20 protein-coding genes and 1 pseudogene are annotated in these 19615 nt (G+C 62.2%); 7 read left to right on the forward strand and 14 right to left on the reverse strand.

The window, feature by feature from the left end:
• Positions 1–123: 123 nt before the first annotated feature.
• Positions 124–903 (reverse strand): PhzF family phenazine biosynthesis protein, encoded by a 780-nt coding sequence (locus G7020_RS02735; protein WP_336509694.1) that lies wholly within the window; start codon positions 901–903, stop codon positions 124–126.
• Between the two features lie 248 nt (positions 904–1151).
• Here G7020_RS02735 and G7020_RS02740 point away from each other — a divergent pair.
• Positions 1152–1433, forward strand: a pseudogene (locus G7020_RS02740) (TetR/AcrR family transcriptional regulator).
• 31 nt (positions 1434–1464) lie between these two features.
• Here the strand turns inward: G7020_RS02740 and G7020_RS02745 are convergent.
• Together G7020_RS02745 and G7020_RS02750 are read right to left on the reverse strand one after the other, a co-directional pair.
• On the reverse strand, positions 1465–4545 hold the full coding sequence (locus tag G7020_RS02745) for an efflux RND transporter permease subunit (RefSeq protein ID WP_181082408.1): 3081 nt from the start codon (positions 4543–4545) through the stop codon (positions 1465–1467).
• A 5-nt stretch (positions 4546–4550) separates the two neighbouring features.
• Complete coding sequence (locus G7020_RS02750) at positions 4551–5648, reverse strand: efflux RND transporter periplasmic adaptor subunit (protein ID WP_336509693.1); 1098 nt, start codon at positions 5646–5648, stop codon at positions 4551–4553.
• Between the two features lie 93 nt (positions 5649–5741).
• On the opposite strand from G7020_RS02750, the gene G7020_RS02755 reads away from it, so the two are divergent.
• Entirely contained in the window at positions 5742–6383 is a 642-nt protein-coding gene (locus G7020_RS02755) for a TetR/AcrR family transcriptional regulator (protein ID WP_181082409.1), read from the forward strand.
• A 14-nt stretch (positions 6384–6397) separates the two neighbouring features.
• Here the strand turns inward: G7020_RS02755 and dgt are convergent, their stop codons facing one another.
• On the reverse strand, positions 6398–7894 hold the full coding sequence (dgt, locus tag G7020_RS02760) for a dGTPase (protein ID WP_181082410.1): 1497 nt from the start codon (positions 7892–7894) through the stop codon (positions 6398–6400).
• A 92-nt stretch (positions 7895–7986) separates the two neighbouring features.
• Positions 7987–8883, reverse strand: coding sequence for an EamA family transporter (locus G7020_RS02765; protein ID WP_181082411.1), 897 nt, complete (start codon positions 8881–8883; stop codon positions 7987–7989).
• 191 nt (positions 8884–9074) lie between these two features.
• On the opposite strand from G7020_RS02765, the gene G7020_RS02770 reads away from it, so the two are divergent.
• Both G7020_RS02770 and G7020_RS02775 read left to right on the forward strand, forming a co-directional pair.
• Positions 9075–9779, forward strand: a complete 705-nt coding sequence (locus tag G7020_RS02770; protein WP_181082412.1) for a YebC/PmpR family DNA-binding transcriptional regulator — start codon at positions 9075–9077, stop codon at positions 9777–9779.
• A 46-nt stretch (positions 9780–9825) separates the two neighbouring features.
• The gene (locus G7020_RS02775; RefSeq protein WP_181082413.1) at positions 9826–10170 is read left to right on the forward strand and encodes a YajD family HNH nuclease; all 345 of its coding nucleotides are present in this window, start codon (positions 9826–9828) and stop codon (positions 10168–10170) included.
• Positions 10171–10205: 35 nt separating this feature from the next.
• Here G7020_RS02775 and G7020_RS02780 read toward each other — a convergent pair whose 3' ends face one another.
• Entirely contained in the window at positions 10206–10637 is a 432-nt protein-coding gene (locus G7020_RS02780; RefSeq protein WP_181082414.1) for a universal stress protein, read from the reverse strand.
• Between the two features lie 137 nt (positions 10638–10774).
• Here G7020_RS02780 and G7020_RS02785 point away from each other — a divergent pair, with 137 nt between their 5' ends.
• The gene (locus tag G7020_RS02785) at positions 10775–11209 is read left to right on the forward strand and encodes a GNAT family N-acetyltransferase (protein ID WP_258189222.1); all 435 of its coding nucleotides are present in this window, start codon (positions 10775–10777) and stop codon (positions 11207–11209) included.
• Positions 11210–11245: 36 nt separating this feature from the next.
• Here G7020_RS02785 and G7020_RS02790 read toward each other — a convergent pair whose 3' ends face one another.
• The 8 genes from G7020_RS02790 to ispF all read right to left on the reverse strand — a co-directional run bounded on the left by G7020_RS02790 (position 11246) and on the right by ispF (position 17817).
• Entirely contained in the window at positions 11246–11392 is a 147-nt protein-coding gene (locus tag G7020_RS02790; protein ID WP_181082415.1) for a hypothetical protein, read from the reverse strand.
• Between the two features lie 575 nt (positions 11393–11967).
• Entirely contained in the window at positions 11968–12966 is a 999-nt protein-coding gene (rpoS, locus tag G7020_RS02795) for an RNA polymerase sigma factor RpoS (protein WP_181082416.1), read from the reverse strand.
• 97 nt (positions 12967–13063) lie between these two features.
• Complete coding sequence (locus G7020_RS02800) at positions 13064–13900, reverse strand: peptidoglycan DD-metalloendopeptidase family protein (RefSeq protein WP_423835540.1); 837 nt, start codon at positions 13898–13900, stop codon at positions 13064–13066.
• A gap of 25 nt (positions 13901–13925) precedes the next feature.
• Positions 13926–14861, reverse strand: a complete 936-nt coding sequence (locus tag G7020_RS02805; protein WP_181082417.1) for a DUF368 domain-containing protein — start codon at positions 14859–14861, stop codon at positions 13926–13928.
• A 19-nt stretch (positions 14862–14880) separates the two neighbouring features.
• A complete protein-coding gene (locus tag G7020_RS02810; protein ID WP_181082446.1) occupies positions 14881–15516 on the reverse strand; it encodes a protein-L-isoaspartate(D-aspartate) O-methyltransferase in 636 nt (211 codons plus the stop codon).
• 41 nt (positions 15517–15557) lie between these two features.
• Positions 15558–16307 (reverse strand): 5'/3'-nucleotidase SurE, encoded by a 750-nt coding sequence (surE, locus tag G7020_RS02815; RefSeq protein ID WP_181082418.1) that lies wholly within the window; start codon positions 16305–16307, stop codon positions 15558–15560.
• Positions 16307–17347, reverse strand: coding sequence for a tRNA pseudouridine(13) synthase TruD (truD, locus tag G7020_RS02820; protein WP_181082419.1), 1041 nt, complete (start codon positions 17345–17347; stop codon positions 16307–16309). Before truD ends, surE begins: the two co-directional genes overlap by 1 nt.
• The gene (gene ispF, locus G7020_RS02825) at positions 17344–17817 is read right to left on the reverse strand and encodes a 2-C-methyl-D-erythritol 2,4-cyclodiphosphate synthase (protein WP_181082420.1); all 474 of its coding nucleotides are present in this window, start codon (positions 17815–17817) and stop codon (positions 17344–17346) included. Before ispF ends, truD begins: the two co-directional genes overlap by 4 nt.
• 183 nt (positions 17818–18000) lie before the next feature.
• Between ispF and G7020_RS02830 the strand changes: the two genes are divergently transcribed.
• Together G7020_RS02830 and G7020_RS02835 are read left to right on the forward strand one after the other, a co-directional pair.
• The gene (locus G7020_RS02830; protein ID WP_181082421.1) at positions 18001–18303 is read left to right on the forward strand and encodes an ArsR/SmtB family transcription factor; all 303 of its coding nucleotides are present in this window, start codon (positions 18001–18003) and stop codon (positions 18301–18303) included.
• Between the two features lie 34 nt (positions 18304–18337).
• Positions 18338–19387 (forward strand): alkene reductase, encoded by a 1050-nt coding sequence (locus G7020_RS02835; RefSeq protein WP_181082422.1) that lies wholly within the window; start codon positions 18338–18340, stop codon positions 19385–19387.
• Positions 19388–19615: the final 228 nt, after the last annotated feature.

Genomic DNA, 19615 nt, shown 5'->3' on the forward strand with positions numbered 1-19615 from the left:
CTTATGGCGGTTCGTCAGTCAGCCCCTTCGCGCCCCCTGAACCAGGCCGTATAGAGCCCCGGCAGAAACAGCAGCGTGAACGATCAGCCCGCTCATGATGGCTACCGCCATGAGGCAAGTGGACTAAATCTCGACACTACCCTGCAGGTACTTCACCACGCCGCCAGCAACGAATACACGCTCACCCTCAACGCGGCAGTGCAGCAAACCACTGCGCCTCGAAGCTTGCAGCGCGACGAGCGACGACTTGCCCAGACGCGCGGCCCAATAGGGCGCCAGGCCGGCATGGATGGAACCGGTGACCGGATCTTCATCACCGCCGTTTGCGGGCCAGAAATAACGCGAGGCGAAGTCCTGCCGGTCGCCAGGCGCCGTCACCACCACATCCAGCGGCGCCAGCGCCTTGAGCGCTTCGAGATCAGGCGATGCGGCACGCACCTGCGCTTCGTCTGCATAGACGACGAACCAGGCCTGAGGATTCTTCAGCACCGCCTCAGGGACGATATCAAGAGCATCCAGCAAGGCTTGCGGCGGCTCGGCGACCGGCTCCGGCGCACGATTGGGAAAGCTCATTTCCAGCAGCCCATCATCGCGTCGGGTAAGCGGGATATCCCCTACAGCAGCGGCACGAAAGGTCAGCGGAGCCTTGGCAACCCCCTGCTCGAGGATCACGAACGCGCTGGCCAGCGTCGCGTGACCGCAGAAGTCGATTTCAGTCAGCGGCGAAAACCAGCGAATATGGAAGGCGCCATCGGGTTCACGGACGAAGAAGGCTGTTTCCGAAAGGTTGTTTTCCGCAGCGATGGCCTGCATCTGCGCATCACTCAGCCACTGTTCCAGCGGCACCACGGCGGCCGGATTGCCCTTGAAACGTTCATTCGTGAAGGCATCGACCTGGAAAATTGGCAACTGCATCTCAAACATCCTCGCGGGCTCACCATCGGCTGCCGATCAGCCTATTCGTCTTTGATCATTTCCGAAACTGAGCCTCGTTGGCTATTTCACTTATGGTGGCATGGCCGCGCCAAGCCACCAAATGCGAGCCAGACGTCGCTTCAGATCGGTTCACATAGGACTGCACCCAGCCGGGATAGAACCCCAGGCCGTGAGCTCCCGCCGATCCACCGGTTGAATATCTCCAGGTTTGGCATTTGGCTTTTCGGGTTGGCCGAGCGTGTCTCCCCCGAAAAAGTAGCGGGTATCACGCCACGGGTATTGACCGGATCCTGGCGGAACCCGGCGTAGCCAAGATGACTTTGTACAAGCACTTCAATCCAAGGAAGAGTTGATCCTTGCAGTGCTGGAAACTCGCACGCCAACTGCAATATCTGCTCGAAGGCGCGCTCAGCATGGCCCACATCAAAGGCCCCGGCGAACAGGCGCGGGATGCCAAGGATGCCGCACAGCTGCTACTCAGCGCCGCCGGTATCTGAGCCGGCGGCTATGACACGACCCAAAAGTCGCTCAGTTTCTGGCGACTTCCTTCTCATGGACGCGAAACCACGTCGCATAAAGCGCCGGCAGAAACAGCAGCGTGAGCACGGTGGCGACGATCAGCCCGCCCATGATGGCCACCGCCATAGGCCCGAAGAACACGCTGCGTGACAGCGGGATCATGGCCAGCACCGCCGCCAGCGCGGTCAGCACGATGGGCCGGAAGCGACGCACGGTGGCGTCGATGATGGCGCTGAATCGATCATGCCCGGCGCCAATGTCCTGCTCGATCTGATCGACCAGAATCACCGAGTTGCGCATGATCATCCCCGACAGCGCGATGGTGCCGAGCATGGCGACGAAGCCGAATGGCTGGCCGAACAGCAGCAGGAACAGCGTGACACCGATCAGCCCCAGAGGCGCCGTGAGAAAGACCATGACCGTGCGCGAGAAGCTCCTGAGCTGGATCATCAGCAGGCTCAGCACGACGATGATGAACAGCGGTATGCCGGCGTTCACCGAAGCCTGGCCACGGCTGGAGTCCTCCACGGAACCACCGACTTCCAGCAGGTAGCCGCCGGGCAGCGCCTTGCGCACCTCGCTCAGCGTCGGCTCGATCTGCCTGACCAGCGTGGCCGGCTGCTGCTCACCGTAGATATCGGCGCGCACCGTGACCGTCGGCAGGCGGTTGCGGTGCCAGATCACCCCTTCCTCGAAGCCGTATTCCAGGGTCGCGACCTGTGCCAGCGGCACGCTGCGCCCGCTGGCGGTGGGAATCGCCAGGCTGGGCAGCATCGACAGGGTTTCACGCTCGCGTGCGGTGCCGCGCAGGAGGATTTCGATCAGTTCGTTGTCTTCGCGAAAGCGGCTCGCCGTGGCCCCGGTGAAGGTGCGCTGGAGAAAACCCGACAGCTCCAGCGTGCTCACGCCGAGGGCGCGGGCACGGTCCTGATCGATATTCAGCCAGACCACCTTGCTCGGCTCCTGCCAGTCGAGGTGGACGTTGACCACATGCGGATTCGCCCTCACCTTCGCGGCCACCTGGCGGGCCAGGTCGCGCACCACATCGATATGCTCGCCGGTCACCCGGAACTGCACCGGATAGCCCACGGGCGGGCCGTTCTCCAGGCGGCTGACGCGACCGCGCAGGTTCGGGAAGTCATGTTCCAGGCGCTCGATCAGCCAGCTGCGCAGGGCTTCACGCTGCTCGATGCTGTCGGCCAGCACCACGAACTGGGCAAAGCTGGTCGCTGGCAGCTGCTGGTCCAGCGGCAGATAGAAACGGGGCGAACCGTTGCCGACATAGGCGACGTAGTTGTCGATCCCGGCGCGCGCCTTGAGCATCTCCTCCAGGCGCCGCACCTCGGCTTCGGTGGCCTTGAGCGATGCACCTTCGGCCAGTTTCAGGTCAACCATCAGCTCCAGGCGACTCGACGCCGGGAAGAACTGCTGCGGAACGATGCGGAACAGCCCAATGGAGGCGACGAAGAGCAGCAGCGTCAGCACGATCACCGTCTTGCGCCAACGCACGCAGAAGTGGATCAGCCGTCTCACCCGTAGGTAGAAAGGCGTCGCATAGGGATCATGGCCACGGTCGCTGCCGCCATGTTTCTGCGCATGGCGCAGGGCCAGATCCGGCAGCAGCTTCTCGCCCAGTAGCGGCACGAACATCACCGCCGCGATCCAGGAGGCGATCAGCGCGATGGTCACCACCTGGAAGATCGAGCGTGTGTATTCGCCCGTGCTGGACTGCGCGGTGGCAATCGGCAGGAAGCCGGCGGCGGTGATCAGGGTGCCGGTGAGCATCGGAAAGGCCGTGCTGGTCCAGGCGAAACTGGCGGCCTTGAGCCGGTCGAAGCCCTGTTCCATCTTGATCGCCATCATCTCCACCGCGATGATCGCATCGTCCACCATCAGCCCCAGCGCCAGCACCAGGGCGCCGAGGGATATCTTGTGCAGACCTATATCGAAGTAGTGCATCGAGGCGAAGGTCATCGCCAGCACCAGCGGGATCGACAGCGCCACCACCAGGCCGGTGCGCACACCGAGGGAAAAGAAACTCACCAGCAGGACGATGACCAGCGCCTCGATCAGCACCTTGACGAACTCGCCGACACCGGTTTTCACCGCCGCCGGCTGGTCGGAAACCTTGCGCAGCTCCATGCCCGCAGGCAGTTCCTGCTGCAGGCGGGCGAACTCGCTCTGCAGCGCCTCGCCGAGCAGGAGGATATCGCCGCCGTCCTTCATGGATACCGCCAGGCCGATGGCCGGCTCGCCCATGAAGCGCATGCGCGGCGCCGGCGGATCGTTGAAGCCGCGATAGACCTGCGCCACATCGCCGATGCGGAAGGTCCGCCCCGCTACCCGGATGGGGAAATCACGAATCTGCTCGACCGTCTCGAAGCTGCCCGTCACGCGCAACTGCACGCGGTCGCTGGGCGTTTCGACGAAGCCCGCCGACATCAGCGTATTCTGCGCTTCGAGCGCCTGTCTCACCGCTTCGAGCGGCACGCCGAGGGTGGCCAGCTTGACGTTGGACAGCTCGATCCAGATCTTCTCGTCCTGCAGGCCGATCAGCTCGACCTTGCCGACACTCTTGACCCGTTGCAGCTGCAACTGGATGCGGTCGGCGTAATCCTTGAGCACGGCATAATCGAAACCCTTGCCGGTCAGCGCGTAGATATTGCCGAAGGTGGTGCCGAACTCGTCATTGAAGAACGGCCCCTGCACGCCAGCGGGCAAGGTATGCCGGATATCGCCGATTTTCTTCCGTATTTCGTACCAGAGATCGGGAATCTGCCGGGAGCGCAACGAATCGAGGGCCATGAAGGTCACGTTGGATTCGCCCGGTCGCGAGAAGGAGACGATACGTTCGTACGCGCCGGTCTCCATCAGCTTCTTCTCGATGCGCTCGGTGACCTGGCGGGACACTTCCTCGGCGGTGGCGCCGGGCCAGTGGGTCTGGATCACCATCGCCTTGAAGGTGAACGGCGGGTCCTCGCTCTGGCCGAGCTTGCCGTAGGAGAGCACGCCCACGGCGGCCACCAGCAGCATGAGAAAGACCACGATCTGCCGATTGCCCAGCGCCCAGGCGGAGAGGTTGAAGCGCATCGCGATTACTCCTGGCCAGCCAGCGCAACCGGACGATTGTCGCGGTCGATGGGCCGGACCGCCTGGCCTTCATGCAGCAGCTGCACACCGGCCATGACGACCCAGTCATCGGCCCGCAGCCCCGCCAGCACCGGCACCTGGGTTTCGCCGAAGGCGCCGATGCGCACGGCGACGCGCTCCAGGGTGGCCTCTTCCGTCACTCGCCAGACATACGCCTTGCCCTGCTCGGCGGTGACGGCGGACAACGGCACCGCGAGCGATACTTCCTCGGCGCTGCGAATCGACACCAGCGCGCTCTGGCCCAGTTCGACCGGCACATCGGCCTGGGTAAAGGCCACCCGCGCCGAATAGGTCCGCGACTGTTCATCGGCCGCCGGCGACAGCTCGCGAATCCGCCCCGGATACTGCTTGCCCGGCTGTGACCAGAGCTCCACCGCAACCTCCTGCCCCACCGAATAGCGCTCCAGCGCCTGTTCGGGCAGGTTGATCGACACCTCGCGTTCACCGTCGGCGGCCAGGACAAAGGCCGTCTGGCCGGCGGCGATCACCTGGCCGACCTCGACGCGGCGCTGGGCAATCACCCCGTCACGGCTGGCGCGCAACACGGCGTAATCAACCTGATTGCTGGCCACGTCGAACTCGGCACGCGCCTGCTGCAAGCGTGCCTGGGCGGAACGGTAGGCATTTTCCGAGGCGTCGAACTGCGAACGGCTGACCAGTTGCCGCTGCATCAGGGTCTTGTAGCGCTCGTGCTCGGCCTGCGCGACCCGCAGATTCGCCTCGGCAGCCGCCACCTGGGCGCGAATACCTTCGAGCTGCAGGCGCACGTCCTGCGGATCGAGGCTGGCCAGCGGCTGATCCTTGCGCACGCGCTCACCGGCCTCGACCAGGCGCTCGACCACCTTGCCGCCGATACGAAACGCCAGCTCGGGCTCGTAACGGGCATGGATCTCGCCCGGATAGCTTGCGAAGGCTTCGCTCGCCGGTTGCGGCTGGATCACCATCACCGGGCGCACCGAGACGGATTCGGGCTCACCGTTGCCACAGCCGGCCAGCAAGGCTAAACCAAGGGCACCGATGAAAAGCAGGGCAGGTCTGGGCACGCGGGTTCTCTCTCGCAAAACGAACGTGAATACTTATACTGCCGGGTATAGTAAAAATAACCAAACCAGCCAGTCCAGTATTAAACGTATCCCATGATTGAAGACCTGCCCGCTCCATCCGGCCCTGGCCGACCGAAGGACCCCGCCAAGCGCGAGGCGATACTTGCCGCCGCGCAGACACTGTTCCTCGGCAACGGCTACGAGGGCAGCAGCATGGAGGCCATCGCCGCCGAGGCCGGGGTTTCCAAACTCACGCTGTATAGCCATTTCAAGGACAAGGAAGCGCTGTTCGCCGCTGCGGTGAAGACCACCTGCGAAACGCGCCTGCCGCGCAAACTGTTCGTGCTGGCAGAGGATTGCTCGATCCGGCAGGCATTGCTCGATCTCGGCCATGCGTTTCAGGATCTGGCCAACAGTCCCGAATCCATTGGCCTGCACCGCGTCATGGTGGCGCTGGCGACGCAGAATCCGGGGCTGTCACGGATGTTCTACGACGCCGGTCCGCAGCGGCTGCTGCAGGATCTCGAACAGCTGCTGGCCCAGGCCCACGCACGCGGCCTGCTGGCCGTGCCGGCCCCCAAGCACGCCGCCGAGCACTTCTGCGCACTACTCAAGGGCGGCACACATTTCCGTCTGCTGATCGGCTACGACACTGCGCCGGATGCCGCCGAGGCGCGCAGGCATGTGGAGGATGTGGTCACCCTGTTCCTGCGCGCTTATGCGGCTGGAGATTAACTGCGCTGGCTGAACTACAGCGCCGACAGGGTGCGAAATTCATCCTGGGCGAGCTGATCGGTCATGCCGCTGACGAAGTCCTGCAGCATCCGGCAGCGGTAGTAGAACGCCCACAACGGCTGGTCGGGCGAACCTTCGGGGTGGTTCTTCAGCGCTTCGTGATAGGCCTTGATCAGCTGGCTGGGCAAGCGCCTGGCCAGCATCTGCAGGTGCGGTTCGCTGCGGCAGACGCCTTCGGTCAGAGCATGGAACACCGGCACGGGAACCCCCAGCAGCGGCGCGTAGCTATCCAGCAATCCCTGCAGAATCCGGTAGCCCTGAAGTTGCAGCGTATCCACCTCGCGATGACAGAAGACATGCTCCGTCGCCACGTCCTTGAAGGTCTGCACGATGGCATTCTCCAGGCTGGCATCCTCCAGCAGGGCGCGGTCCAGGGTGCCGTGGTACACCGCCTCGATATGCTCGATGAACTGCCGGGCCGCGTGCTGCACCAGGGGATGCACCATGTTCACCCGCAGCCAGATGAAGAACTCGCCAACCTTGTTGATCGTCTCCTTCTGCGCCCGCGCTTCGGCATAGGCGACCATGCTGCGAAAGCTGCGTCCGGTCGTGCCGATCGGCTCATCCGGCGAGCCGTGCTCGGCGAACTTGTCCACCAGCAACCGGGCCAGTTGCTCGATGCTGAAGATGCCCTTCTCCACCGAATCCTCGATATCGGCCAGGCAATAGGCGATATCGTCAGCCGCCTCCATGATGTAGGCGAGCGGATGGCGCGTGCCGGGCGCCAGCCCCAGGGCCGCCTGCAACTCGCTGACGAAGGGTTCCTCGGACAGATAGAAGCCCGGCTTCTTCAGCAGATAGGCCCCTGGCGAGTCTTTCGCCGGTTTCGGCGCATAGGCGGCACGCACGTACTTGAGCAGCCCGGCGGTCTGGGTATAGGTCAGGTTCAGCCGCTGCAGGCTGACCACCAGGCGAATCGCCTGGGCATTGCCTTCGAACGCCCTCAGATCGTTCAGCATCCGCGCACGCAAGGCCTCGTTGCCCTGCCCGCCCGGCACGGCAGCGTCGAACAGTGCCTCCAGATGACGCGTGAACCACTCGCCAATGGCGAATTCACCAAAATGACCGAAAGGCGGATTGCCGATGTCGTGCATCAGGCAGGTCATTTCCACCAGGCTTTCCAGCGCACCTTCCAGGCCGTCCAGCCCATAGTCGCGGGCCTTGTCGCCGAGCTGCTTGTACAGCGTGCGCACGATGAAGCGACCGGTCTGCTGCACTTCCAGCGAATGCGTCAGGCGGCTGCGTACTGCGGCATTGCGCTCCAGCGGAAAGACCTGGGTCTTTTGCTGCAGACGGCGCACGCCGGCGGAATTGATGATGCGTCCACGGTCGCTTTCAAGCTGATCGACGATCAGCGTCAGGTCGCATTCCGATGCCTTGAGTTCTCCTTCCACCCGGCCATAGGGCCGCTGGCGGGAAATCTTGTTCTTGAAGTTCACAGGCACCGGCATGGATCGCACTCGCAAAACGAAGAAGAGACGAGCCTAACGCGGCACGCCGGGTTTACCAAGGCGGCCTGAACGCCGGAAGCCCAAACATCACCTCAGGTCGAAGACTGTCTCAGGGCCGTGCGCATCCGACCGAGCAACCAGCCGCCGCCCACGTTGATCACCAGCCCCAGCATCACCAGCAGCGCGCCGAGGGTCTGCAGCAATCCCAGGTGCTCATCGAGCAGCCAGGCCGCCGAAGTGAGACCGACTACCGGCACCAGCAACGAGAACGGCGCCACAGTGCCGGCCGGATAGCGCGACAGCAGACGGCTCCACAGGCCGTAGCCGAGAATGGTCGCGCCAAAGGAGAGATAAGCCAGCACCAGGAGCGAATCCAGCCCGATGCCACTCAGGGCCGTCTCGATGCGTACCGGGCCTTCCAGTAGCCAGGAAAGCGCGAAAAACGGCAGCGGTGGAATCAGGCTGCCCCAGACCACCAAGCCCACCAGATTCACCTTGCCCACCTTGCGCGTGACGATATTGCCCAGCGCCCACATCGAGGCCGCGCAGATGGTCAGCACGAAGCCGGCCAGGGTCATGCTGCGATCATCCTGCAGGCCGATCAACAGCAGGCCGCCCGCGGCGACCAGCAGGCCGATCAGGTTGGCCACGCGCAGGCGCTCGCCCAGGAACAGCGCCGCGAAGAACAGCGTGAAGAAGGCCTGGGATTGCAGCACCAACGAGGCCAACCCGGCGGGCATGCCGACGTTCATCGCGGAGAAGAGAAAAGCGAACTGACCCAGGGAAATCGTCGCGCCGTAGGCGAACAGCCAGCGCAGCGGCAACTGCGGGCGCTTGATGAAGAATACCGCCGGAAAGGCCGCCAGCAGGAAACGCAACGCGCCCAGCAGCATCGGCGGAATATCTTCCAGGCCAACCTTGATCACCACGAAGTTCATGCCCCAGACGACGATCACCACCAGGGCCAGCAACAGGTCTTTGGGCGACATGGCACAACGTTCCGGGTAAAGAACTCATTAAAGCCGGGTTCTGCGAACTTGCCCTCGTACAGCCAGCAACGGTTTTGGCCATACAGTTGGCCTGATCGCGCTCACATCCTCACCCGTCACATATCGCGGCCCGTGCCAGCGTTGCCCGCAACGGCTAGAATCGACGCCTGAACGAAACCAGAGAAGCAGCCATGGGCGCACAGTGGAAAGCAAAGCATAAAGAAGCGGCAGCCAACGCCAAGGGACGTACCTTCGGCAAGCTGGCGAAAGAGATCATGATCGCCGCGCGTAGCGGTGCCGATCCGGACATGAACCCGCGCCTGCGCCTGGTGGTGGAACAGGCGAAAAAAGCCTCGATGCCGCGCGAAACCCTGGAACGCGCCATCAAGAAAGGCGCCGGCCTGCTTGGCGAAAGCGTGCATTACGAGCGCACCACCTACGAAGGCTTCGCGCCGCATCAGGTGCCGGTGATCGTCGAGTGCCTGACCGACAACGTCAACCGCACCGTGGCCGAGATTCGCGTACTGTTCCGCAAGGGTCAGCTGGGTGCTTCGGGGTCGGTCGCCTGGGATTTCGACCATTGCGGCCTGATCGAAGCGGCGCCCGCCAGCGCCGATGCCGATCCGGAACTCGCCGCAATCGAAGCCGGCGCCCAGGACTTCGAAGAAGCTGACGAAGGCGCCTGGCTGTTCATCAGCGACACCACGGACCTGGATACGGTCTGCCGCGCCCTGCCCGAACATGGTTTCAGCGTGCAGTCGGCACAGCTCGGCTATCGCCCGAAGAACCCGGTAACCACACTGTCCGCGGAAGAACTCGAAGAAGTCGAAGCCTTCCTCGCCACCATCGATGCTCACGACGACGTGCAGAACGTCTACGTCGGGCTGGCAGGCTGACGGCTGCACGATACCGATTGATCGCCTTTGTCAGCAGGATATGCCCATGAGTACCAACAAACCGAACACACCTTACGCCCAGCGCGAGCAGGGGTATCGTGAAAAAGCCCTGAAGATGTACCCCTGGGTGTGCGGGCGTTGCGCCCGTGAGTTTTCAGGCAAGCGTTTGAGTGAACTGACGGTCCATCACAAGGACCACAACCACGACAACAACCCTGAAGACGGCTCGAACTGGGAACTGCTCTGCCTGTATTGCCACGACAACGAACATTCACGCTATACGGATAATCAGTACCAGGCCGAAGCCCGGCCCGGCAGTGACCTGGGCCCGAAGGAAACCTTCAAGGCCTTCGCCAACCTGGCCGACCTGCTCAAGAAAAAGCCGGACTGAAACCAGCCCGGCTTTTTCGCTGCAATCTATTTCTTTTATTTCACCAGCAGGACCGGCACCGACACCTCATGAATCACCCGGTTGGCGACCGAGCCCAGCAGCATGCCGGTGAAACTGCCCAGGCCGCGCGTGCCCATCACCACGGTATCGCAACCCAGGCGCTTGACGGCCTCATTCACTTGCTCGGCCACGTTGCCCAGAGCGGCATGGCCTTCATGGGCAATACTCGCCGCCTGCAACACCGTCGTCGCCTCGGCAATGATGGCGCGCGACTTGGCCAGAAGACTGTTGTTGAGATCCTCGATCATATTGGAGGTGACGTATTCGCCATAGATCACTGGCTCATGCTGGGCATTGAGCACATGCACTTCGAGCGGTTTGGGTGCATCGGTGGCGAGATTGACGATGTATTGCAGCGCCCGTCTGGAATTGTCCGAGCCATCGAAAGCGAGAAGAATATTGCGCATGTCGAACCCTCCATGAAATATGTGAAATCAGCATAACCCAATGCACGGACGCTTCGACCATACACATAGCCATTCATTGATCTGCAGCATGCCCGCCAAACCACGGAGCAGAAGCGCGGAAGAAATCGACCGCCAACATGACCAGAACCACCATGCTCGATGACCGGCTGCGCCTGCTGCCAGACGAACACAGGCCACTTCTGGAGAAATTCTACCGTGCCCATCGCAGCCATATGCGCGTTCAGGGCGGAGCACACTGCTGGGTCGCTGGCGCCACTGAAATCATGGCAGCACTCTGCCTGACCAGTGTCGAGAACGGGCACTGGCTGACCGGATTACTGGTGGCACCGGAGCAGCGCAAAAAAGGGCTGGGCGCACGCCTGGTAACCAAGGCAATGAGTGAAAGCACGGGACCAGTCTGGTTGTTCTGCGTTCCGGAGTTGATACCCTTCTATCAGCGACTCGGCTTCAGCGAAAGCACGCTGCTGCCCGAATCACTGGCCTCGCGCCTGCTGCGTTACAACCGCAACAGAACGCTGACGGCGCTACAGCATGATAATGGAGGCAGATAGGCTGAGAGTAGCCGCTCGGCTGCTCCTGATGCTCAGTTACGGAGAAATGGGGTCGCTGGCGGGGAAGGTTTCTTCCAGTGCTTCATCGAGCTGGTCTTCGTCCGCCTCGTCCGGACCGCGGTCGACATGATCGTCTTGCGGCTGTTCCGGCTGTGAAGGTTCGTGCGAGGGTTTGCCGTTCATGATGAGCTCCTGCGAGTTGGTCATGAGTTTAGTCTGCCAATCGCGGAAGTCGTTCCGAGAAGCCGGCTGGCGGTCAGTTACCACTCACCTGCCACGTCACTTTATTGCACACAAAAAAAGGGGCGGGGTTTAAGCCCCGCCCGCCTCCTTCCATGCTTCCTTCTATTTCCTGCTCATCGTCCTGATGAAGCCACTTCTTGCGGCTGTTCCTGACCGACATCCTTGCCGGCTGTGCCTTGTCCCTGAGCACGGCTGTGATATTAAGCATCTGGTCGCCCACGGCAACTCGCAGAAAATTTATGCCGAATCAGAAAAACTCAACGGTATTGAAATTTTTTACTTTTAAATCAATTGCTTAAGTTATACATAAGCTTGGTAACAGAGGGCTTTTCCGTTTTTTGCTTACACCTCGCGTAAGCGAATGCTTACACACAATACAGCCTTGGAAAGGCTTCAGAGCACGGAGGGATTAACCTGACAGGTGCTCTTCTCGCACACAGAAGCATGCACTCGCACTGGAAGAGCGCACAGCCCCTTGCCAGTATCTGGCAAGGGGCTGGCAGATCAGCCGTTCGTTAACCGAACAGCGCTTCGCTGGACAATCCATTGCGCTCGAAAATCTCGCGCATGCGCTTGAGTGCCTCGACCTGGATCTGACGCACCCGCTCGCGGGTCAGGCCGATTTCCTTGCCGACTTCCTCAAGCGTACAGCTCTCATGGCCGCGCAAACCGAACCGCCGAATGACTACTTCCCGCTGCTTTTCGGTCAAGTCGGACAACCACTGATCGATGCTGGCCGAGAGATCATCATCGAGCAGCAGCTCACAAGGATCGTTCGGCTTGTCATCGCTGAGGGTATCGAGCAGCGTCTTGTCGGTGTCCGGGCCGAGCGACACATCCACGGAGCTCACCCGCTCGTTCAGCCCGAGCATGCGCTTGACGTCGGCAACCGGCCTTTCCAGCAGGCTGGCGATTTCCTCGGGGCTGGGTTCGTGGTCGAGCTTCTGAGTCAGTTCGCGAGCTGCGCGCAGATAGACGTTCAGCTCCTTGACCACGTGAATCGGCAGGCGAATGGTGCGGGTCTGGTTCATGATCGCCCGCTCGACAGTCTGCCGAATCCACCAGGTGGCATAGGTGGAAAAACGGAAGCCGCGCTCGGGGTCGAATTTCTCTACGGCCCGGATCAGCCCGAGGTTGCCCTCTTCGACCAGATCCAGCAGTGACAGCCCGCGATTGACGTAACGCCGGGCGATCTTCACCACCAGCCGCAGGTTGCTTTCGATCATGCGCTTGCGTCCCGCCGGATCGCCCTTTCGGGCCAGACGAGCGAAATGCACTTCTTCTTCGGGGGTCAGGAGGGGGGAAAAGCCGATTTCATTGAGGTACAGCTGGGTCGCGTCGAGCGCCCGGTTGTAATCGATGAATTTGTGTTGCCTGGCGGTTGTAGCCCCCGAGCGGGAGCCGATCGAGCGAACGCGGGTGGTGTCGCTGGAGCGTTTCGATCCAGCAGTCTGGTCCATAAGTAGAACGCTATCGTCTACGTCAAACTCCGGCACTTCTTTTTTGAGAGCCATTATTGTTGTCCTGTTCTGAGTTCGACAACAGGCTCGGGTGGCACGCAATCCCTGGCAACACACGAGCCCCCTGTGACCGGAACAGGCAGGCCTCAGCTCAAGGTTTGGGCAGGTATTGCAGAGGATCTACAGGCTTGCCCTGGCGGCGAATCTCAAAGTGCAGCTTCACCCGGTCGGTTCCAGTCGATCCCATCTCGGCAATTGTCTGCCCAGCTTTGACTTGTTGGCCTTCCTGAACCAGCAGCCTGCGGTTGTGGCCGTAGGCACTTACATAGGTATCGCTGTGCTTGATGATCACAAGTTCGCCGTAACCCCGTAAACCACTACCGGCGTACACAACAGCCCCATCAGAAGCAGCTAAAACAGGCTGTCCTAATTCCCCGGCGATATCAATGCCTTTATTCAAACTACCGTTTGAGGAAAAACGACCGATGATCTGCCCTTTCGCCGGCCATGCCCAGCCGCTTGCCGAACGGGACACCGGCGTGACCGGGGTGGTGGCTTGCGGGCTCGCCTGGGGTGCCCTGGTGATGGGTGGCGGCGCAGGCACTGGCGTTGCGACCACTGGCGCATTGGCGCGAGGTGCCGGTACAGGTGATGGGCTTGCAGGCCGTGTGGCGACACTGCGCGGCGCACTGCCGCTGAACTGGATGCGCTGGCCAGGGTGGATCACATGCGGCGGGCCAATACCGTTAAGCTGAGCCAGTGCCTTCCAGTCCCAGCCGAAGCGAAAGGCGATGGACCAGAGGGTATCGCCACGCTGAACGATGTAATGGCCACTGGTCACGCGATCACGAGTGTTGCGATCAACTACCTGCACACCCCCCGTAGGCGAGCTCGCACAACCGGCCAGCAAAACACCGGCCAGCACCATGACCAGCGCAGCATGGGCCGAAGGCTTGCGAATCCACCGCACAACTGCTGTGAGCCTCAACGAACACTCCCTGGACTTAGTCTGCTCAGACGTTCTGAGCCATAGGCTGACGCCGACCGGCAAACCATTCAAGCCCCACTACCAGCACAATGCCTGCAACAGCCATCAGCACGGCCAGCATGAGTTGCGGGTCCTGCCCGGTGAGGCTGGCATAACTGTCCGGTGAAATATTCTGCTCCAGCAAGGGCGTACGCTCACCCTGGGAGTTGGTGCGCCAGGTGAGTGTTTCCTTCCAGGGCCAGACCTTGTTCAGCGAGCCCAGCATCAAGCCGGTGAGAAAGGCCAGGGTAAGGTCGCGCCAGCGCTCGAGCATCCAGCTGAGCACACGCGCGAAGCTCAGAATACCGACCAGGCAGCCTGCTGCGAAAATTGCCAGTATGCCGATATCGAGTGTTTTCACCGCTGCCAATACAACCGGGTACAAGCCCAGCAATACCAGAATGAAACTGCCGGAAATGCCCGGCAGGATCATCGCGCAGATCGCGATGGCGCCTGCGAAGAACAGGCTCAGACCGCTGCTGCTCCACTGTACCGGAGCGGCCACGGTGATCACGTAGGCGAAGGCCACGCCGAGCACCAGCCCGACGACACGCGACAGGTCCCAGCGCTGGATTTGCTTGCCGACCAGATGCACCGATACCAGGATCAGACCGAAGAAGAACGACCAGATCAGGATCGGATGCTCCTCCAGCAGGTAGCTGATCAGCTTGGCCAGGCTGAACACGCTGGTGAAGATCCCGCCCAGCAGAATCAACAGGAAATTGGCATTGGCCGCCTTCCATGCGTCTTGAACACGCCCACGCAGCAACAGCAACGCCGCGCCTGGAATTGCGCCAATCGAGCGAAGCAACTCGTCATAGATTCCGGTAATAAAGGCAATGGTGCCACCGGACACCCCTGGAACCACATCGGCGGCGCCCATGGCGATGCCCTTGATGTACAGCATTAAAGCGCTCTTCATGCTTCCTTCCGCTGAGTCTTCAAACTACAGGTCCATTGAGCAGCGGTACGAAGCGCACGGTATCCAGCAGATGCCGGGAAAAACCGTCTTCCTCACGAACGATCAACATCAGTTGCTGAATCTCACCCGCCCCGACCGGAATCACCAGACGCCCACCGGGTGCCAGTTGATCGAGCAGGGCTTGCGGCACGTCCGCTGCCGCCGCAGTCACGATGATGCCGTTGTAAGGCGCCAATGCCGGCCACCCTTCCCAGCCATCACCCCAGCGAAAGACCACATTGCGCAACTTCAGTTCGGCCAGGCGCTCCTTGGCCCGCTCCTGCAGCACCTGGATTCGCTCGACCGAGAACACCCGCTCCACCAGTTGCGCCAGCACAGCGGTCTGATAACCGGAGCCAGTGCCGATCTCCAGCACCTTGTCCAGCGGGCCGTCGGCCAGCAGCAGTTCGCTCATGCGCGCAACCATGAATGGCTGCGAGATGGTCTGATTGTGGCCAATGGGCAGCGCGGTGTCCTCATAGGCACGGTGCGACAGGGCCTCGTCGACGAACAGATGACGTGGCGTGCGTCGAATGACTTCCAGCACGTGTGCGTTCGACAAGCCCTCATCATAGAGGCGCTGAATCAGACGATCACGGGTACGTTGCGAGGTCATCCCGGTTCCGTGGCGCATCAGATTCTCCTGTCCAAGATGATTCACAGCACCCCCTCCAGCCAACGGTCCAATCCCTGGAATGCTTCGCGAAAGGTGCGATCGAGTTGCAATGGCGTGATCGAGACATAACCCTGCATCACTGCATGGAAATCGGTTCCCGGCCCGCCGTCCTCGACGTCGCCGGCCACGGAAATCCAGTAGCCATCCTTGCCGCGCGGATTGGCCTGTTTCACCGGCGGTTTGGCCCGGCTGCGATGGCCGAGACGAGTCAGTTGGATACCACGGATATGGTCCAGCGGCAGGTTGGGCACATTGATGCTCAGCACGGTGCGCGGCGGCAGATCGAGCTGGTCATGCTTCTCCACCAGCTTGCGCGCGATATAAGCCGCCGTTGGCAGGTTGTCCGGCGAACGCGAGACCAACGAAAAGGCGAATGCCGGCTTGCCGGTGAAGCGCCCCTCGATGGCCGCCGCTACGGTGCCCGAGTAGAGCACGTCATCGCCCAGGTTGGCGCCCAGGTTGATACCCGAAACCACCATGTCGGGCGCCTCGTCGAGCAGGCCGTTGATCCCCAGGTGCACGCAATCGGTGGGTGTGCCGTTCACGCCGATGAAACCGTTCGGCATGGTCGTCGGGTGCAGCGGGCGATCCAGCGTCAGCGCGCTGCTGGCGCCACTCATGTCCTGGATGGGGGCGACCACCCGGCACTCGGCATAATCCGCCAGCGCGTCATAAAGCGCGGCGAGCCCAGGTGCATACACCCCGTCGTCGTTGGCGATCAGAATACGCATCAGATGTCCGTCTGCCCTGCCAGGCTGACCAGCTCGCGCACCACAGCGGTGGCGAAGCATCCGGTCGGCAGGACGAATTCAAGTTGCAGAATGTCAGGCCCCGGATAATGCCACGACAAGCCGCCAATGGGGAGGCGAAGAATGCGCCGCTCATGCTTCATTCCGGCTTCTGCGAGCCACTTGGCGATTGCCGGCTCAAGCGCCGCGATATCCGCCTCCAGGGCTTGCGTTGCACCACCCGCAGGCGATTCGCCAGCCCCCCACAAGGGGCCGGTGGGATGGAGATCGAGCATGGTCAGGCGCGGGTCGGCGCATTCGGCTTCGCCAGCGGGAAAGAAGCTGCGGCTGTCGGTAAAGGCCAGCAGGTCGCCGACTTGCGCCTGGCGCCAGGTTCCGGCGGCGACACGTTCGGCCAATACCCGATTGAACAGGTAACTGCGCCCCGCCGAAAGCAGCCGCGAGCGCAGGTTGCGCTGTACCGGCAACTCCTGTCGCTCGGCATATTCGCGCGCACCAAGCACATTGCCGCCCTCGAAACCGAAGCGCTGCAGGCCGAAGTAGTTGGGCACGCCGTGCGCCTTGATGCGCGCCAGACGCACCTCCAGTTCGGCGCGATCGGCTTCCAGTTGAGTCAGGCGCAGGATGAAGCCGTTGGCCGAATGGGCGCCGCGCTGCAGCTTGCGCTGATGGCGACTGCGCTTGAGTATGCGCAGCGTCTCGTCCTCGGCCTTGTCCAGCACAGGATCGGCCTTGCCCGGCAGGTGCAGGCTGAACCACTGGCGAGTCAGCGCCTGACGGTCCTTGAGGCCGGCATAGCTGATGCTGCGCAGTGGCACGCCGGCGGCGCGGGCGATGCGGCGCGCCGCTTCCTCGGTATTGAGGTTGCGTTTCTCGACCCAGAGCCAGAGATGCTCGCCCTCGCCGGACAACGGAATATCCAGCACCTCATCGACCTGGAAATCCTCGGCCACCGCCTTGAGCACGGCGCTGCCACACGGACCGCCATGCGCCCGTGGCCCCAGCAACTGGTCTTCAGTCATGCGCGGACCAGCAGCGCGACCGCATGCACGGCGATGCCTTCTTCGCGCCCGACGAAACCCAGCTTCTCGGTGGTGGTGGCCTTGACATTGACCTGATCCAGCTCGACCCGCAGATCCTCGGCGATCAGGCCACGCATGGCCTCGATATGCGGGGCCATCTTCGGTGCCTGGGCGATGATGGTGGCGTCGACATTGCCGACCTTCCAGCCCTTGGCCTGCACCAGCTTGAGCACATGACGCAACAGCACCCGGCTGTCGGCGCCCTTGAACTGCGGGTCGGTATCGGGGAAATGCTTGCCGATATCGCCCAGCGCCACCGCGCCGAGCAGCGCATCGCTGAGCGCGTGCAGCAGCACGTCGCCATCGGAATGCGCCAGCAGCCCGAACCTGTGAGGAATCCGCACGCCGCCCAGCGTGATGAAATCGCCCTCGCCGAAGCGATGCACGTCGTAACCGTGGCCGATACGCATAGATAGAATCCTTGGAAAACTCAGCCGGCGATTCTACAGGAGCCGGCACGCCTTGAGCCGATAGAGAGCGACAGCGCTCTGCAATCGATGGCGGCGATATCCACCATCAGCCGAATCGATCCTGTATCGTCCTTCACCGATATATAGTTCGTCCCACTCCGATATACGGTCCGAGAACACCCCATGCCCGACGATTTCGACGACATCATCAAGGCACTCGCCCACCCACTTCGCCGGGAAATCCTGCAGTGGTTGAAAGAGCCGCAGCTGTACTTTCCCCAGCAGTACCACCCGCTGGAAAACGGCGTTTGCGCCGGACAGATCGACCAGCGCGCCGGGCTGTCGCAGTCCACGGTTTCGGCCCACCTGGCCACCCTGCAGAAAGCCGGGCTGATCAGCAGCCAGAAAATTGGCCAGTGGCATTTCTTCAAGCGCAACGAGCCGGCCATCCAGGCGTTCATCGAGCGCATCGGCCAGCAACTCTGAATTCCTTCGCATCCCAAACAGGAGCGGTATCGCTATGCCCACACTTTTCGACCCCATCAGAATCGGCGACCTAGAACTGCCCAACCGCGTCATCATGGCGCCCCTGACCCGCTGCCGCGCAGAGCCGGGGCGCGTGCCGGGCGAGCTGATGGTCGCGTATTACGTCCAGCGCGCCAGCGCCGGCCTGATCATCAGCGAAGCCACCTCGGTAACCCCCATGGGCGTCGGTTACCCGGATACCCCTGGTATCTGGTCCGCCGAACAGGTGCAGGGCTGGAAGAAGATCACCGATGCCGTTCATGCCAAAGGCGGCAAGATCGTGCTGCAGCTCTGGCATGTCGGGCGCATCTCCGATCCGATCTACCTTGACGGCCAGCTGCCGGTCGCACCCAGCGCCATCCAACCCGCCGGCCATGTCAGCCTGGTGCGCCCGAAGAAACCTTACGAAACCCCGCGTGCGCTGGAAACCAGCGAGATCGCCGGTATCGTAGAGGCCTATCGCAAAGGTGCCGAAAATGCCTGGGAAGCCGGTTTCGACGGCGTGGAAATCCACGGCGCCAACGGTTATCTGCTCGACCAGTTCCTGCAGGACAGCACCAACCAGCGTACCGACCTGTATGGTGGCTCACTGGAAAATCGCGCGCGGCTGATGCTGGAAGTCACCGATGCCGTGATCGGCGTATGGGGCGCAGGTCGCGTCGGCATGCACCTGGCCCCCCGCGCCGACGAGCATGACATGGGCGATTCCAACCGCGCCGAAACCTTCGGCTACATCGCCCGCGAGCTGGGCAAGCGCGGCGTGGCGTTTATCTGCACCCGCGAGAAAGTTGGCGCAGACAGTCTCGGCCCGCAACTCAAGCAGATCTTCGGCGGCGTCTATATCGCAAACCAAGGTTTCGACAAGGAACAGGGCAATGCCTGGCTGGCCGAAGGCAAGGCCGACGCGGTGGCCTTCGGTGTTCCCTTCATTGCCAACCCCGATCTGGTCGAGCGCCTGCGCCAGGACGCGCCCCTCAACGAACCGCATCCGCAGCTGTTCTACGCCCCGGGTCCCGAAGGTTATACCGACTATCCGACGCTCTGAACCCTTAGAACCTGCTGGCCATCGTGGGAGCGGGCCATGCCCGCGAACCATGCTCAGCACCCGCGCGAGCCCGTTCGCGGCCAGGAGCCGCTCCTACAGTGTGCAGTGCGAGAGCCTTTGTGGGAGCGACCTTGGCCACGAAGCGATGCGCAGGCCTGACGGAAACCAACCTCGTCACGCCCGCGAATGCGGGAGCCCAGTGTGGTTGCGGGGTTACCCGACGGCACT

Source organism: Stutzerimonas stutzeri (assembly GCF_013522825.1).
GTDB lineage: Bacteria > Pseudomonadota > Gammaproteobacteria > Pseudomonadales > Pseudomonadaceae > Stutzerimonas > Stutzerimonas stutzeri_AK.

Coding starts and splice junctions, on each gene's coding strand:
- G7020_RS02745 (WP_181082408.1), bottom strand. CDS start 4,545: ATGCGCTTCAACCTCTCCGCCTGGGCGCTGGGCAATCGGCAGATCGTG.
- G7020_RS02755 (WP_181082409.1), top strand. CDS start 5,742: ATGATTGAAGACCTGCCCGCTCCATCCGGCCCTGGCCGACCGAAGGAC.
- dgt (WP_181082410.1), bottom strand. CDS start 7,894: ATGCCGGTGCCTGTGAACTTCAAGAACAAGATTTCCCGCCAGCGGCCC.
- G7020_RS02765 (WP_181082411.1), bottom strand. CDS start 8,883: ATGTCGCCCAAAGACCTGTTGCTGGCCCTGGTGGTGATCGTCGTCTGG.
- G7020_RS02770 (WP_181082412.1), top strand. CDS start 9,075: ATGGGCGCACAGTGGAAAGCAAAGCATAAAGAAGCGGCAGCCAACGCC.
- G7020_RS02775 (WP_181082413.1), top strand. CDS start 9,826: ATGAGTACCAACAAACCGAACACACCTTACGCCCAGCGCGAGCAGGGG.
- G7020_RS02780 (WP_181082414.1), bottom strand. CDS start 10,637: ATGCGCAATATTCTTCTCGCTTTCGATGGCTCGGACAATTCCAGACGG.
- G7020_RS02785 (WP_258189222.1), top strand. CDS start 10,775: ATGACCAGAACCACCATGCTCGATGACCGGCTGCGCCTGCTGCCAGAC.
- G7020_RS02790 (WP_181082415.1), bottom strand. CDS start 11,392: ATGAACGGCAAACCCTCGCACGAACCTTCACAGCCGGAACAGCCGCAA.
- rpoS (WP_181082416.1), bottom strand. CDS start 12,966: ATGGCTCTCAAAAAAGAAGTGCCGGAGTTTGACGTAGACGATAGCGTT.
- G7020_RS02805 (WP_181082417.1), bottom strand. CDS start 14,861: ATGAAGAGCGCTTTAATGCTGTACATCAAGGGCATCGCCATGGGCGCC.
- G7020_RS02810 (WP_181082446.1), bottom strand. CDS start 15,516: ATGACCTCGCAACGTACCCGTGATCGTCTGATTCAGCGCCTCTATGAT.
- surE (WP_181082418.1), bottom strand. CDS start 16,307: ATGCGTATTCTGATCGCCAACGACGACGGGGTGTATGCACCTGGGCTC.
- truD (WP_181082419.1), bottom strand. CDS start 17,347: ATGACTGAAGACCAGTTGCTGGGGCCACGGGCGCATGGCGGTCCGTGT.
- ispF (WP_181082420.1), bottom strand. CDS start 17,817: ATGCGTATCGGCCACGGTTACGACGTGCATCGCTTCGGCGAGGGCGAT.
- G7020_RS02830 (WP_181082421.1), top strand. CDS start 18,001: ATGCCCGACGATTTCGACGACATCATCAAGGCACTCGCCCACCCACTT.
- G7020_RS02835 (WP_181082422.1), top strand. CDS start 18,338: ATGCCCACACTTTTCGACCCCATCAGAATCGGCGACCTAGAACTGCCC.